This is a genomic window from Chitinophaga oryziterrae (genome assembly GCF_009758125.1).
Classification (GTDB): domain Bacteria; phylum Bacteroidota; class Bacteroidia; order Chitinophagales; family Chitinophagaceae; genus Chitinophaga; species Chitinophaga oryziterrae.
This window is the reverse complement of sequence record NZ_WRXO01000003.1, coordinates 631758-648337: the sequence shown is the minus strand read 5'-3', so window position 1 is coordinate 648337 and position 16580 is coordinate 631758. Positions and strand designations below refer to the sequence as shown.

Sequence of the window (16580 nt, the reverse complement as noted above, 5' to 3'; positions counted from 1 at the left end):
ATTATGAACGCAAAATAGGGGGATAAAACAACCCCGCAGAGGGGGTAAATCATTTAAAAGAGGGGGTAAAATCGTATTTAATCGTCTGTTTTTATCACGTTCAGGTCCTGGTTGAAGGAATGTTTGTACTTCTTCAGATATTCTGAAGGATTCATCCCGAATAGTTTGAAAAATTGCTCTCTGAAATATTTAACATCTCCGATACCTACCTGGAAAGCTGCCTGGTTGATCGTATAATTTTCCTTCAGCATTAATACGGCGGCCCTCCTCAAACGGATAGAGCGGATAAAGGCATTTACTGTTTGTCCGGAAATAGACTTTACCTTTTTATATAAGCTGGAATGACTCATTCCTATCGCCTGTGTGAACGTTTTAATAGAGAAATCCTCATTGGAAAGGTTAGCTTCCACGATATCAATACATTTTTTGAGGAAATCCTGGTATTCCGCCGGCACTTTCACCATACTCTTTTTAAGCGTGATGTTCTCCAGGAAGTATTGTCTCAATAAATTCCGGTTCTTTATAATGGTCTGCACCTTTACCAGCAGCAGATCATGGTCGAAAGGTTTGGTGATATAATCATCCGCCCCTCCTTCAATCCCTTTCAGACGGATATCGGCCGAAGAAGTAGAAGTAAGCAGAATAACCGGGATATGGCTGATATTATCCGTTTGTTTGATACGCGAACAGAGTTCCACCCCGTCCATACCCTGCATATGAATATCGCTGATCACCAGGTCCGGCATATATTTCTGCACAGCCGTAAAACCTTCGTCTCCGTTATCTGCTTCATACACAATAAACTGACCATCAAATAGTTGTTGCAAATATTGCCTTATTTCAGCATTATCGTCTATCACAAGGATAGAGCGTTTTTCCGTGATCAGTTCCGCTGTCTGCGGACGTTTATAAGTATTTACCGGGGCCTCATCTATCAGTTCTTCCAGTAAACCAGACCTTCCCCCGCTTTCTTCGGTTAAAAGCTCCGCCGTACCTTGTTTTAATGTGATTACAAAAGTGGTGCCCTCATTCAGCTTACTTATGTAATGAATAGTCCCTTCATGTTTCTCCACAAAATGCTTCACTAAATAAAGGCCTATTCCGAAACCGGAGCGGTTACTATCTGCCTGCCGGAACTTTTCAAAGATCTTATCCCCTATGGCCGGGGCAATACCACAACCGCTATCCCTCACCATAATCTCCACGGCTCCTTCTTTCTTATGGATCTCAAATCCTATACTCCCTCCATCAGGCGTAAATTTAAACGCATTAGACACCAGGTTAAAAAGCGCGATCTCTATCTTTTCATAATCGGCATATATCTCCAGCTTCTCCTCCCCGGTAATAAAATCGTATTTAATATTCCTGGTTTTAGCCTGTTGGGTAAAGCAGAGGAATACTTCATTAGATAATGTCACAACATCCAACCGGGTAATTTTAAGCCGGTCGCCCTCACTGTCTGCCTTACGGAAAAGCAGGAGCTGGTCTACCAGGCTTAATAAACGCCGGGCATTCCTGTATACTACATTTAATTCCGTCCCTCTTTTCTCCATTAATTCTTTCAGGGGATTAATGATTAAAGTGAGAGGGGTCCTGAATTCATGGGAGATATTAGTAAAGAAGGATAATTTCCTTTCATTGATCTCCTTCTCCTTTTCATTTTCCAGGTGCGCCAGTTTAATTTCGTATTTCAGTCTTTCCTGCCTGGATTGATACTGTATAAACAGGTAAATACCAATAACTACAAAGGCGATATACAGGCCATATGCCCACCAGGTCCTGTACCAGGGGGGCAGAATGATGATCCGCAGGGTTTCTGTCTCACGTCCCCATTTGCCATCTGCATTGGTGGTTTTGATCCTGAACACATAATTCCCTTCCTGCAAACGGGTATAGTTAGCGGTACGGGATTCTCCTACGTAGTTCCACATTTTATCCCAGCCATCCAGCAGGTAAGCATAGCTGATCTTGTCGGGCGAGGAATATTCCAGGGCTACAAAGTCTAAGGACACAGCCGCCTTGTCGTAGGGGATCGTCAGTTCCAGCACATTCTCCATCAACTTTTTAGATACATAGGCATCATTCTTTTCGACAGGAACATTATTAATACGGATACCGGTAAGGAATACCGGGGCCATACTATTCCGTTCATAAATACTATCAGGATTGAAAATATTAAAGCCTTTGATCCCGCCGAACATAAACTCCCCCGACCTTAATTTAATAGCAGCATTATAGGCAAACTGGTTGCTTTGCAGTCCGTCCGACTGGGAAAAGTTCCTGCAGGTACGTAATTCAGGGTCAAACCGTGCCAGCCCGTTGAAGGTACTCAGCCACAGGTAGCCCTGGTTATCTTCCAGCATGCGGAGAATGGAGTTGTTCGGCAATCCGTCAGCATCTGTAAAGCGGGTGAATTTACCGTTGGCCGGATTAAAAAGCAGGAGTCCGCCCCCTTCCGTACCTACCCAGAAACGCCCATGCGTATCTTCATGAATACAGCGCACAGTATAACCAACAGAATAGGTCTTATGCTGTTTATGCTCCCTGTCTATCCTGATTAAAGAAGAATAGTTCCCTCCCCACATATTGCCCTTGCTATCCTCCGCCAGGGATTGGATATTAATGAGGCTTTTATCAAACAGCTCAAAATCATTGGTGGCACGATTAAAGAGATATAGTGTACCGTTATTGGTCGTACTGGCCCAGATACGCTTTTGCGCATCCTCATATATCGCCCAGACATTGTTCTCTTCTGTTCTGGTAAAAGGATTAAAACAGGCAAAATGATCAAAGGCATCGGTAGATTTATTATACCGGTTAATGCCCCCGAACCAGGTAGCTACCCAGATATCATCCCGGGAATCTTTCATGATCCCGGTGATAAAGTTGCTGCTGGTAGTATGATAGTCTTTGGTGGTATTCGTTTCCCTGTTCCAGTATTTTAATCCGCCCCCGTCCGTTCCTATCCAGATATTCTTTCCGCTGCCTTCACAAAAGGAAAGAATAAAATTATTGACAGCCCCGGCATTATTAAAGGCATGTTTTTCAAATAGATCCTGGCGGGGTTCTATAATATTAACGCCCCCTCTTAAAGTACCTATCCATTTCCGGCCTTCCCGGTCTTCATATATAGAATAAACTGAATTACTACTGAGTTGTTTATTATAAGGGATTGCTGTGCTATCCTTTAGTAAGAAGATACCATGACCATCAGAAGCGACCCATAGCATCCCCTGTTTATCTACACAGAGGTTCACTACTTTAGTGTTTTCCGGTAGATAATTACCGGAGTAAGTAGCCGCATATTTGAAAAGCCCCTGATCAGTTCCCAGCCACAAAACCCCGTTTTTATCGAATCTGAGATAGTTGGCCATTCTGATCTGCTGGTTGATGACGGAGATCTTATTATGATCATATTTGCATAAGCCTATGCCCTGTACAAAGATCCAGGCATTACCTGCGGGGTCATAATCAATAGCCGTCACCTCATAGTCTGTGCTTTTCTCCAGTGGTATCCGCCTGCCACTGATATAATTCCCGTCAAATACGATCAGCCCGCTGTTTTCTGATCCCACCAGCATAATGCCATTCTTTCCTGCTTTAATGACATGGATATTCCCCTCCACTATTTTACCACTGCCGGCATATCTGGCCTTATAAAAATGCTCATTGCTGAGGATGCAGAGCCCTTTGCGTCCACCTACCCATAACTGGTGACTGGCATCACCTTCAATCGTATATATTCCATTATCAATAAGAGAGGTGCTATCCCCTACCTTATTTCTGTAGATTTTGAATTTATATCCGTCATAACGGTTTAGTCCATCGTACGTACCAAACCACATAAAGCCTTTATAATCCTGGTAAACGTTTACCACTGCATTGTTTGACAATCCGTTCTCTATTCCGAGATTCCTGACAGGATCCCCAATGGCACACAGATTGCCGGCAATAAATGCCAATAGCAATATTCTGATCTTTGTCCCCATACCTCCATTTAAGACGTATAATATACAACAGTTATTGTAATTTATACATTGACTATCGTCCGGATCAGGAATAGCTTTGTACCTGTCAAATAAACACAGGTATATGAACATTTCAAAAATTGCACTGTTACTTCTGGTATTATTCACATTTAAAAACCCATCCTCTATGGCCCAGCAAGCACCCGATTATGCAACTGACCCGCATCTGCTGAAAGCGGTAAAAGAGTTTTTAAAACCATTGAACGCAGGTGGCGCGCCTGTTGAAAGTTTGCCAAAAGACCAGGCCCGTAAAGTACTTGTAGATGCACAGAATGCTTTTAAAGTAGATCTTTCCGGTATCGAAGAGTCTGAAAAAACAATCACCAGCGATGGATACACTGTTAAATTAAATATCGTTCGCCCTGCAGGCGCTAAGGGAAAACTGCCCGTATTTATTTTCATCCATGGTGGTGGCTGGATACTCGGTGATTATCCTACACATAAACGTATGGTACGCGACCTGGTGGTACTGTCCGGTTATGCGGCCGTATTTGTTAACTATACACCTTCTCCTGAAGCACATTACCCACAGGCCATTAATGAAATATATGCGGCCACCAAATGGGTTGCTGAACATGGCAACGAGATTAATGTAGATGGTAAAAACCTGGCAGTAGTAGGTAACAGCGTAGGTGGTAATATGACGGCCGTTACAGGTCTGATGGCAAAAGATAAAAAAGGACCACATATCAAATTGTTAATTATGATGTGGCCCATCGTTGATGCAGACTTTGATACAGAATCTTACAGACTGTATGGTGCACAGCGTTTCTTAACTACGCCATTAATGAAATGGATGTACGATCAGTATACCACAGATCCGAATCAACGCAAAGAAATTTATGCGTCTCCGTTACAGGCAAGTCTGGAAGAACTGAAAGGATTACCGCCCGTATTGATCCAGGTAGCAGAGAATGATATCCTGCGTGATGGTGGTGAAGCATTTGGACGTAAATTAGATGAAGCAGGGGTAACAGTGACTACCGTGCGTTATAACGGTGTAATCCATGATTTTGGATTGCTGAACGGATTAGCAGAATTACCTACGACCAAATCAATGTTCATACACGCAGCTGCAGAGCTGAGGAAATATTTAAAATAGAAATAGGATAAGTCGCCCTTTAAACGGGCGACTTATCCTATTTCTTTCCCTTTGGTCTATCCGGTTGAAAATCAAGAGAAATTGAGTTCATGCAAAACCGCTTATGGGTGGGTGGCGGACCATCATCAAATATATGCCCCAGATGAGAATTACACCTCGCACACAGTACTTCCGTACGGTCCATACCATAAGAGGTATCTGAACGGTAGATAACACTGTTCTCCCTGGAAGGTTCGAAAAAGCTGGGCCATCCACAAGTGCTGGAGAACTTAGCATCTGATCTGAATAACAAATTCCCGCATACCGCACAGTAATACGTTCCCCTGGCCTCTGAATCCCAGTACTGACCGGTAAATGGCCTTTCTGTTGCCTGTTCTCTTGCTGTAGCATATAACTCAGGGGAAAGGATCTTCTTCCATTCCGCATCTGTTACTTTTAAAGGCGTAGTATCCGTGTTGGAATAATACGGATTGTTCTCATGTCCCTTTGCCGACTTGATCTGCTGTGCCTGAACGGCCAGCACAGGCATCAGCAATATCATATAACAAATCAGTCTTTTCATCTTACTAATATATACGATCAATATTAAAGAAAAGATGCAAAAATAAAAAGTCCTATACCGGTACATAGACCTCAACAACATGCTCCTGTCCGTCATCTGTCAATGCTACAATATCTTTTCCGCCTTCCTTTTGAAATACGGTGATTTTATACGTGGAAGTTCCATACTTGTACGTAATAGATACAGATGGCCATTCCAGCGGGAAACAAGGTTTGAAGTGCAGATGATCGCCCTTTAATTCCATGCCTAACAAAGAGCCTAAGATGAACTGGTACATCCATCCGGAAGAACCGGTGTACCATGTCCAGCCACCACGACCTTTATGCGATTCATTGGCGTAAATATCCGCTGCCATCACATAAGGTTCTACTTTGTAGATCTGCGTATTGGAATGGCTGGAAGGACGGATCATATCAAACAGTTCCCATACCTTTTCACGGTCGCCCAAGGCAGCAAAGGCCATCAGCGTCCAGATGGCCGCATGGGAATACTGTCCGCCATTTTCCCTTACACCCGGTACATACCCTTTGATATAACCGGGATTAGGTCCATTGTTATTGAACGGTGGGTCCAGCAACTGTATCAGCTTCAGATCTCTTCTTACCAGGTGTTTATTTAAAGAAGCCATCGCGATGCCTGTCCGTTTAGGATCACCTGCCCCTGATAATACAGACCAGCTTTGTGCAATGGCATCTATACTGCATTCACTATTCACCTTGGATCCTAATGGAGAACCATCATCAAAAAATGCACGCAGGTACCATTCACCATCCCATCCGGAAATTTCTATATTCAATTGCAATTTCTCCGCTTCTCTTTTACAGGAAGCGGCAAACCCCATGTCTCCATAATTCTCTGCCACTATTATAAAACGCTGCAATACATTGTACAGGAAAAATGCCAGCCATACGCTCTCTCCCTTGCCTTTGTGGCCTACCTGGTCCATACCATCGTTCCAGTCGCCCGAACCGATCAGCGGTAACCCATGCACTCCGTAATGCAGGCTATGCTTAATGGTACGCACACAGTGTTCATACAATGAAGCGCTATGGTTGCCACTGATGGGCAGGTCGTATAATGAATCCTCTTCAGGATGCAGCACACGGCATTCCAGGAAACCTACGGAGATATCCAGGATATCCTTGTCACCGGTAGCAGACAGGTATCCTGATACCACGAAAGGTAACCATAACAGGTCATCAGAGCAGTGTGTACGCACACCACGACCTTCAGGCGGATGCCACCAATGCTGCACATCCCCTTCCACAAACTGACGGGACGCACTTAATAGTATCTGCTGTTTCGCCAGCTCCGGACGGGCAGGTAATAAAGCCAGTACGTCCTGTAACTGATCGCGGAAGCCGAAGGCACCGCCCGACTGATAAAATCCGCTGCGTGCAAACACACGGCAGGCCATCGTCTGATAAGTAAGCCAGCCATTGGCCAGTATATTCAGCGAAACATCAGGCGTGTTTACCTGCACGGTCTCTATCACATCTTTCCAGTATGCCTTTACTTCATGCAAAGCAGCCATCACGATGTCCTTGTCCGTAAATCTTTTTATCAGTGTTTTTGCTGCATGCACATTTTCTTCGCAGCCCAGCTGGAAGACAATGTCCTTTTCTTCACCATCCAGCAGGTCGAATTTCGTCTGTAATGCAGCGCATGGGTCCATACCTGCCCCACTACGGCCCGACAGCTTTTTACGATGTAATGCCTGCGGATCTAACAGGTTCCTGTTCCTGCCTATGAAGGCGGAACGGTCGGCGGAGAAACTCAGTTGGTTAGCATCGTTTATTTTGAAGAAAGTAACACGTTCTGCAAAAGCGGTGTTATACTTATTCCTCATTAATAAAGCGCCTGTTTCTTCATCCAGTTCCGAAGTAATGTGCATGTTCGTTTTTGCACGTACATCTCCCAGTATCATTTCCATGAAGCCGGTAGCAGAAAATTTACGCTCCCTGCCCGAGTTGTTCTTTACTTTTATTACGATGAACTTTACCGGTAACGCTTTATCTACAAACACAGTCATCTCTGAGGAGATACCCTGTTCCTGGTGTTCAAAAGTAGTATAGCCAAAGCCGTGTGTAATAATGTAAGGCGTGTTCCACCTGGTAGGGAAAGGTGCGGGCGACCAGAAAGCGCCTGTATCCTCATCACGCAGGTAAAAGGCTTCTCCCCCTACATCACTTACCGGATCATTACTCCAGGGAGTAATACGGTATTCATGTGCATTCACTGCCCATGTATAGGCAGAACCACTTTCGGAGATAACAGTACCGAAGTTGGGATTGGCGATGACGTTTACCCAGGGCGCCGGTGTGGTTTGTTTTTGATCTGTAATGATTTTGTATTCTTTACCATCCGGAGTGAATCCACCCGTACCGTTAAAGAATAAAAGATCGTTTGGTAAAGTTAAAATAGAGGAAGGCAGCAGGTCCTTTGCTACTACCGGTTTAGTCTCAAGCAGCGGTGGCAGTATTTTCTCCCCGTAATGCCTGTTCACCTGTTCTGATAAAGTGCCTCTATCATCATAGATGATCACGCGGGCCACACTTTCAAACAGTATCCTGTCCTCCGTAGATAATTGATCTGTAGATTTTACAAAGATGGTCCCTGGTTTATTATACACGGGATTACCACCTGTTTCCGCAGCTACCAGTCCCTGTATCAGGTCCTGCAATAACTGCCGGTAAGTACCATGGTCTTCATTCCATATGATGAGATCTACTTCCAGTCCTTTCAGTCGCCAGTAAGCATGCGCCTGTACCATTTGTCTGACCAGTTCTATACTTTCCTGCTCGTAAATATGTAACAATACGATAGGCAGATCGCCGGAAACAGAATGGCTCCATAAACCTGATTGTCCGCGGAAGTTATTGAGTATAACGGCAGGGTCTGCACGCAGGTCCGGATTACTGTAGATAATAGCAGAAGCAAGCCGGTCATATAGCTGTGCATCTGCTTCTGTTGCGTTTATTTGTCTTAGTAATACCTGGCTATGCGTCCAGGAGAGATCAAATGCACGTTTCTTCAGGTATTGGTCCTTGTATTTGTGCATGAGTCCTTCACAGGCCTCTCTTGTTTCGCTGATACCGTAAATAAGATCTATAGTAGCCGTTTGATTAGGCCTTAAGACAATACGGTAACGGATAGACATGATCGGATCGAGCACAGCCCCCTGGTTACCGGAGAGTAGTTCATTGTCCATAGACTGTGGATGTACCAACGTTCTGCCTCTGCCTATAAACTGTAAACGGTCTGTTTCATAAGAAACCGTTTCCGTGGTGACGCCATGCACGCTCATCAGATGGAACATCCAGGGTGGTATTTCTCCTTCAGACCGGGGACGGCGGGTACAGAAAATAGCTTTATTTTCCGGGATGATCTCTGTTTGTACAAAAAGGTTGCTGAAGGCAGGATGCGCCTCATCGGAAGCCTGACCGGCCATCACTACTTCTGCATAACTGGTGATCTCCAATACCTTCACGGCAAGGCCCCTGTTAGTGATCCTGATGCGTCTCATTTCCACATCATCTTCCGGAGAGATCACTATCTCTGTGCGGGTATCAATATTAAAATCCTGCCGGCGGAATTCCACATGGCCCTGAGAGAATACTGCTTCGTACCCTTTAGGCGGATGTAAGGTAGGCTGATAGGTATTTGACCAGAACCGCCCGCTTTGTACGTCCTTTATATAACAGAAAGCCCCACGATCGTCTTTGGTCGCATCTTCCCGCCAGCGGGTAACAGCCATATCTTTCCAGCGACTGTACCCTCCTCCGGAATTGGAGATCATCACCTGGTAGCGGCCATTGCTTAACAACTGTATTTCCGGCAGTACAGTATTGGCAGTGCTTTTCCGTACAGGGATATCCAGGATAGCGGTATGCGTTTCTATAATATCAGCAGTATGTGAGTAGAAGAGTGTCGCTCTCGGGATACGTTCCTGCAGTAACAACAGTGTAGCCTGGAACCTGAGTTCTGCGGCAAAACGCTGCTGCATGGGTTTGTTCAGCAGCACATATGCCAGTGATAAAAGTCCCATGCCCTGGTGATGTATCATAAAAGAGTAAACGATACTGTTTGTTTTACCCCTTGGTAAGCGACTGCTGGTATAATCTACGGCTTCGTAAAAGCCATAATCTCCTTCAAATTTTTCATCAGATAATAATTGCAGGTTGGTGCAGGCCCTGGCAGGTAGCACCATCAGCGCCAGCATAGTAGCATAAGGCGCAATAACCAGGTCTTCTTCCAGCCCACGTTTCAGACCAAGTCCCGGAACACCGAATGCACGGTACTGGTAATTCATAGCGGCGTCTACCATGTTGTATCCTGATTCTGAGATCCCCCAGGGAATACCACGCTGACCGGCATATTCTATCTGCCGTTTTACGGTAGCCTTATTTGTCTGGTAGAGCAGGGTGTTGTCGTAGGTAGGCATTACCAGTTGTGGCATCAGGTATTCGAACATGGAGCCGCTCCAGGAGAGTAATATTGGATCGCCACCGGAGTTGGTTAACAACCGGCCTAATGCGAACCAGCTTTCCTGGGGCAGTTTGCCCTGCGCGATCGCTACAAAGATCCCTAATCTTGCTTCGGAGGCCAGCAGATCGTAATAACTATCATCTTTCCTCTGCTCTTCTACGTTATAACCTATTCTTAATAAACTGGTAGATTTATTGAACAGGAATTCATATTCCACATCACAGAGCTGTTCGCATTGCTCTGCTAAAGTCTCTAACAATGTTATTCTTTCCGTAGCGATGTTATTGGCGTTTTGCATGGCCGTTAACCATACAATTTCTTCTGCTGTATTTTCCTGCTGCAGGTAGGTGATCGGATTAAAATCTTTGATATCCTGTAAGGATGTCATTACAAACCTTGCATACTTTTCAGGAACGGGTGAAGGTAATAACTGGTGCAATTCCTCTTTTATCTTCTTTATCCGGGAAGATAATTTAAAGATCCATTTATTAATTTCCCCTCCGCTTTTTTCATGTTGTCTGGCCAATGCGTCCGTGAGCCTTAATAATTGGTCCAGATCTGCATTTCCTGCCAGTAATAAAGTAAGGATATTTTTAATTATTTCGCTGTGATGTATATCGCGGATAATTAAACAGGTGGTTATCAATCCCTCCCAGGTGTTGGCATTAAGCACCGGCTGTTCCGGCAGGGCCAGCAGACCTTGTCTTAATGTAAACAAATGTCCTGCAAGGTTACCGCTATCTACTGTAGATACATATCTCGGATACATCGGCAACAGGGATAATGTATCGTACCAGTTATAAAAATGCCCACGGTAACGTTCCAGTTTACCCATTGTTTCCAGGGCATTGGCCGTCCTTGTGGTGAGTTCTTCTCCGCCTATATATCCAAAGTCATAAGCAGTCAGATTAGCCAGTAAAGCCATTCCCATGTTGGTAGGGGAAGTGCGGTGTGCGATTACCGGTACAGGCCGTTCCTGGAAATTATCCGGCGGCAGCCAGTTCTCGTCCTCATTCACGAAATCTTCAAAGAAAGCCCATGTTTTACGCGCCGTTCTATGCAGGAATAAAGTTTGCACTTCATTCAGTCCGTTCGTTTCTTCCGCCTCTGCTTTGCTTAATCTCCAGGCAAATGCAGGAGCGAATAACCATAACGTCAGTATAGGGTATGCTACAAAAAATGCTTCATGATTGATACACAGGAATAAACTTCCGCAGCCTAATGACAGGAATGGTGTTATCCACATGGACCGGTACACAGACCATACATCATAGCGCGTACTTCTGGTGGCAGTAGCAGAAGGCGTCCATTGCAGCAGTTTCCTGTGAGAGATGATCATCCGCCAGTTGGTGCGGATGATAGCATCCATATTTTTCAAAGCCTCGTAAGGCAGTACAGCAAGGCCAAATAGAAAACGGAGCAGTACATCTCTAACGGAGATGGCTACTTCCAGTAAATGTGCTTTAAGGGCCAGATCAAGTGGTTTATGGATCAGTTGCCATCCCGCAGCTATTATTACCGGCAATAAGATAATAAAGGTTACCACTGATATCCAGAACCAGGGGAAAGGCAGTACTGTCCATCCTGTTAGCAATAACAACAATAAAGAGACGGGTATCAGGCTACGGCGAAGATTATCAAAGATCTTCCAGCGCGATAAACCGGAGAGTTTGTTTTTAACCAGTCGTCTTTTCGCATTGGTAACGAAAGGCATCATCCACGCACCTATTTGCCAGTCGCCTCTTATCCAGCGGTGATGACGTTTTACATCTGCTGCGTATTGTGCCGGGTTTTCCTCGTATAACAATACGTCGCTGAGTAGGCCTGAGCGTGTATAGCAGCCTTCCAGCAAGTCATGGCTCAGGATGCGGTTTTCCGGGAATACGTTGCGGAGTGCCTGTTCGAAGATATCTACATCATAAATCCCTTTACCTATGAAAGAGCCTTCATGGAAAATATCCTGGTATACATCGGAAGATACTTTGGTATAAGGATCGATACCGGATACATTGCCCTGCATACGCAGATACAGTGAGGTAGCGTGTTTGGGAATACCGGAGTCTACACGGGGCTGTAATATACCATATCCTTCCGTAACACGCTTCTCCCGCTTATCATAAATAGCCCGATTCAGCGGATGTGCCATGGTAGCGATGAACTTCCAGGCGGCTTCACGTGGTAACTGTGTATCGGAATCCAGGGTGATAACATACTTTACCTGGTGGAGTAACGTAGTATCTCCTATGATTAAAGAAAAGGCATCTTGTCCTTTTCCGCGCAGGAATGCATTCAGTGCAGATAGTTTTCCTCTTTTCCTTTCATAGCCCATCCATTTACGTTCGCACTTATTCCAGATCCTGGGACGGTGAAAGAGAAAGAAGATATCGGGTTGCTTATATTTCTGATTCAGTGCGTTGATCCTGCTGCTGACATGTTCCAGTAACGCCTCGTCTCCGGGCATTACAGCATCATAGGCGTCCATGAAATCGGTAAGCAGGCCAAAGTGCAGATTGGCCTCCCTGTTAGCCAGAAAACGTATTTCCAGGGCCTCTACCAGATCATCAATATCCCCTTTGCCAGATAACATGGTAGGAATGATGACCAGCGACCTGCATGTTTCCGGAATGCCTTTGGAGAAGTCCATTCTTGGCAGCAGGGTCGGTCTTACCCAAATCGTGCAGAACCAGTTCACCAGGGACACGGCCAGTTGCGAAGCGCTGAACGTTGCAATGATCCCTAACAGGGATAATATCCAGGGATTGCTGGTACCATGCTGATAGGCCAGCCACCACATACCACCGGCAAGTATAAATGTAATAGCGGCTATGGAAAACAGATAAAGGAACACAGGCATCTGCCGGGTGAACCGGAAAATGTTCTGTTTTAAGCTATGACGCATGCCTGCTGCCTGCTCTGTTATTTTTAATCCTTTATCAATTAAATAATATCCAACGTGATTTTGTCTTTCTGATTTTGCTGAGGCAGGTACTTCTGTTTGTCCTGCTGATGTATCCGTGTGAGGAACGTCCGTTAGTAGTTTTTCCATAGCAAGCGCCAGGACTTTCCGCGCCACTTCTGTTTCCGACAGCGGAGATGCTTTGGAAATCGCTTCTACTACGTGCCGGTATCTGTCCCTCGTAGCAAAATCCATCAGCGGATACGTCGCATCCTTACGAAGAATATGCTCCACACTGCTAAGATCTTCTACGAACTCCCGCCAGTCGGTAGCGCCAAGGAAGCGTAACGTACCTATGCTGTTACTCACGGATACCTGGTCAGCAGCCTGTTTCTGGTTCTCCTGCCGAACCATGTCATTGCTGTTGATCCCCATACCGGCCAACTGTTGTTCCATCCAGTTAAGGGGCAGTGCCAGTGCCGGACCTTTCCCCTGTAAGTTGCGGGTAAACGCAGCTACAAAAGGGCCTGTCAACACAGGCTTTGCCCTCACCATATCGGCGATAGTCAGAATGAGGTTACCGGGTTCGTCAGTGACGGTGGTCATCATTCTATCCGCCCAGTAATCAGCGAGGTTCCTGTCTATCATGTCCAGGGCGATCTTCTCGGATACTCTTCTCAAATTTTCAATGACCGCAAGGCGAAGCATGATAGGAATCGCCCATAGTTCACCAAGTTCAAGTATGGTATAAGTCTGGTAAGAAAAGATGAATCCGCTGAGGCTTTTTGCGTCCACTCTCCCATCGCTGTGTGCTATAATTTCCAGCACGATATCATACACGCGGGGCATACCCGCAGAAACACCATCTGCGAGGTAAGGGAGTCCTTCACTATATCCTTTAGGTAAATGTTTCTTTGCAATTACAACCTGTTCTTCTATCAGGTAAAAATTATCGAGTAGCCATTCAGCAGCGGGAGTAATAGTTTTGCCGTTACGGATACTTTCTACCAGCACATTCCGTACTTCCAGCAACACCACTTCATTATTGTCCAGTCTTTTCAACAACTGATCAGAAGCATTTTTCTTCATCAGTTTATGTGAACGGGCAACGACCTGTCCATGCCGGTTCATTTGGTCCGAGCTGTAGAGTTCCGAACGGAAAGGTTCTTCTATACCATAATTCCGGACGTTCGTATCTCCCTGGAAATACACTCGCAGCCGCGACAAAATATCAAACACCGTACTAGTTGTTACCTTCATATTGACAGTCTTAATTGAAAAGCACCCATTAAAAGCGCAGAGATATAGGGGTGTAATTATGCTGAGAAGGAATAAGAAGTAAAAGGCTCTCAGACTAACATCAGTTATGGTGAAGATAGATCTTTCTGGGCTAATAACCCATAATTTGTACAATACATTATGCTATTTAGCAATTGTATTACGCTATCTTAACATCTAAATTTGTATTAAATCGGCAGACAGATAAGATTAAATTTATTGTTACTAACAGTGTAACAGTTGTAGGTTAAAGTAATGGCCGGAATATTCTTATTCCGGTTTTTTTATGGAATTTTGATATAAGACTGCTGCTTCTATTATTATTCATTTCTATATAAAACTAATATTCAAACACTGCAACTCCACGGTTTCTGATTCCATATTATTAACCGCTTCTATTATTGCTCTTCTGCCAGTTCCTGCTCCAGATCAGCAATATCCGGAAGCTGGGATTTTAGTTCTTCCGGAACCGCTTTCGCCAGCTGATATTCAGCAACCCCAATGGGATGCATCATCCCTCTCAATGCATACTCAGCCAATACTTCATTCTTCCCTTTGCATAATAAGATACCAATAGTGTCATGATCATTCGGCCCTTTCATTCTATCATTGATAAGATTGATATAGAAATTGAGCTGGCCGGCATCGCCCGCCTGAAAATCCCTTGCTTTTAATTCCACAACTACATAAGCATGCAGGCGGATATGGTAAAGGAGTAAATCTATATAAAAATCCTGGCCGCCTACTTCCATTTTTACCTGTTTACCGATAAAGGCAAAGCCTTTACCAAGTTCCAGCAGGAATTTGGTAATATGATCAGTAAGTTGTTGTTCAATATTTCGTTCATCCGCTTTTTCTTTTGCCTGCACAAAATCGAATATATAGGGGTCCTTTATAATGTAATTAGCAAAATCAGTATTGGGTTCTGGTAGCGTTCTTGAGAAATTTGTAATCTTTTTTGCGACAACCTGGCGTTCAAACAGGTCGCTTTGTATCTGCATGGCGAGTACATTACGACTATTACCATGTTCTATCGTATTTAACATGTACCAGAACCGCTTACCAGGATGGGTTAATTTATCCAGTAAAATCATATGGTGAGACCATGTTAATTTAGCTACCACAGATTGTAAAAAAACGACTTCGTCTAATTGCGCAGCAGGTTGCTGCGCAATTACAAAATTTTGATTATCAATAGATAACATTTGTGAAACAAGTTGTTGCGCAAACGCATTCTTTGAATTTAATTCATCCTCCAATTCAACAAACCGTCGTAAAAATTCTATAGGATATGCTTCTGAAAATTGTTTCATGTATAACAGGTTTCTGGCAGAAAAACCTTTAATCGCGGGAAACTCCTTTTTTAAATCGGCAGCTAACAGTTTTATAATTTTTGCACCCCACCCTTGCTCATTCTGATGTTTAAGAATATAATTACCCATTTCCCAATATAAAAACAGCATGTGCGCATTTGCTGTGATAACTGTTTTTACCTGGGCCTTTTGAATCTTATTTTTAATCTCAAGAAATAGTACGCCGTAGTCTTTCATGGTTAACAAACATTAAGGGCTGCAATTTATATATTCTCTAAATACAAAATTCATGTAAACATAATTAAAAATAAAAACTCCTGACCAAGCCAAATCGGCTTGATCAGGAGCTTCTAACGTCAACAATTATTTATCCGTAAATCACATTCAACGAAATCGGTGCGCCGGTAAGCAACTTGGAAATAGGACAATTTTCTTTTGCCAGCTGGGCAAATGTTTTAAATTGTTCTTCTGATACGCCATCAATAGCAGTAGCCTTTAATTCAAGTGCAATACCTGTTATTTTCTGGGCAACAGGGTCCAGTTCTATCACCGCTTTTGTATCCAGATCACCAGCAGTAATACCCTGTTGGGATAAGATAGCTGATACCGCCATCGTGAAACATCCTGCATGACCAGCTGCGATCAGTTCCTCCGGGTTAGTACCTACGCCGTCAGCAAAACGGGTATTAAACGAATACTGGGTGTTGTTCAACACAGTGCTTTGTGTAGAGATTTCACCTTTACCTTCTTTTAAATTACCGTTCCAATGTGCGTTTGATGTTCTTTTCATTTTGTTTAATTTTTATAACACAAATCTCAGGCTAAAAGTTGATATTAACTTTAACCCAGGTTAAAATCGATGATTTGTACATATAATGTAAGGATTTTTATATTTTACACTCACCCATTTTAT

General features: G+C 44.1%; 6 protein-coding genes. 1 reads left to right on the top strand and 5 read right to left on the bottom strand.

What is annotated here, in order from left to right:
- Positions 1–77: 77 nt before the first annotated feature.
- Entirely contained in the window at positions 78–3989 is a 3912-nt protein-coding gene (locus tag GO495_RS14400) for a hybrid sensor histidine kinase/response regulator transcription factor (protein ID WP_157300395.1), read from the bottom strand.
- A 103-nt stretch (positions 3990–4092) separates the two neighbouring features.
- Between GO495_RS14400 and GO495_RS14395 the strand changes: the two genes are divergently transcribed.
- Positions 4093–5130 (top strand): alpha/beta hydrolase, encoded by a 1038-nt coding sequence (locus GO495_RS14395; RefSeq protein ID WP_240915223.1) that lies wholly within the window; start codon positions 4093–4095, stop codon positions 5128–5130.
- 37 nt (positions 5131–5167) lie between these two features.
- On the opposite strand, the gene msrB is transcribed toward GO495_RS14395, so the two are convergent.
- The 4 genes from msrB to GO495_RS14375 all read right to left on the bottom strand — a co-directional run bounded on the left by msrB (position 5168) and on the right by GO495_RS14375 (position 16457).
- Positions 5168–5692 (bottom strand): peptide-methionine (R)-S-oxide reductase MsrB, encoded by a 525-nt coding sequence (gene msrB, locus GO495_RS14390; RefSeq protein ID WP_157300394.1) that lies wholly within the window; start codon positions 5690–5692, stop codon positions 5168–5170.
- Positions 5693–5744: 52 nt separating this feature from the next.
- Positions 5745–14336, bottom strand: coding sequence for a glycoside hydrolase family 94 protein (locus GO495_RS14385; RefSeq protein ID WP_157300393.1), 8592 nt, complete (start codon positions 14334–14336; stop codon positions 5745–5747).
- Positions 14337–14752: 416 nt separating this feature from the next.
- Positions 14753–15904 (bottom strand): PDDEXK nuclease domain-containing protein, encoded by a 1152-nt coding sequence (locus tag GO495_RS14380; protein WP_157300392.1) that lies wholly within the window; start codon positions 15902–15904, stop codon positions 14753–14755.
- 130 nt (positions 15905–16034) lie between these two features.
- A complete protein-coding gene (locus GO495_RS14375) occupies positions 16035–16457 on the bottom strand; it encodes an OsmC family protein (protein WP_089784148.1) in 423 nt (140 codons plus the stop codon).
- Between the last annotated feature and the right edge of the window lie 123 nt (positions 16458–16580).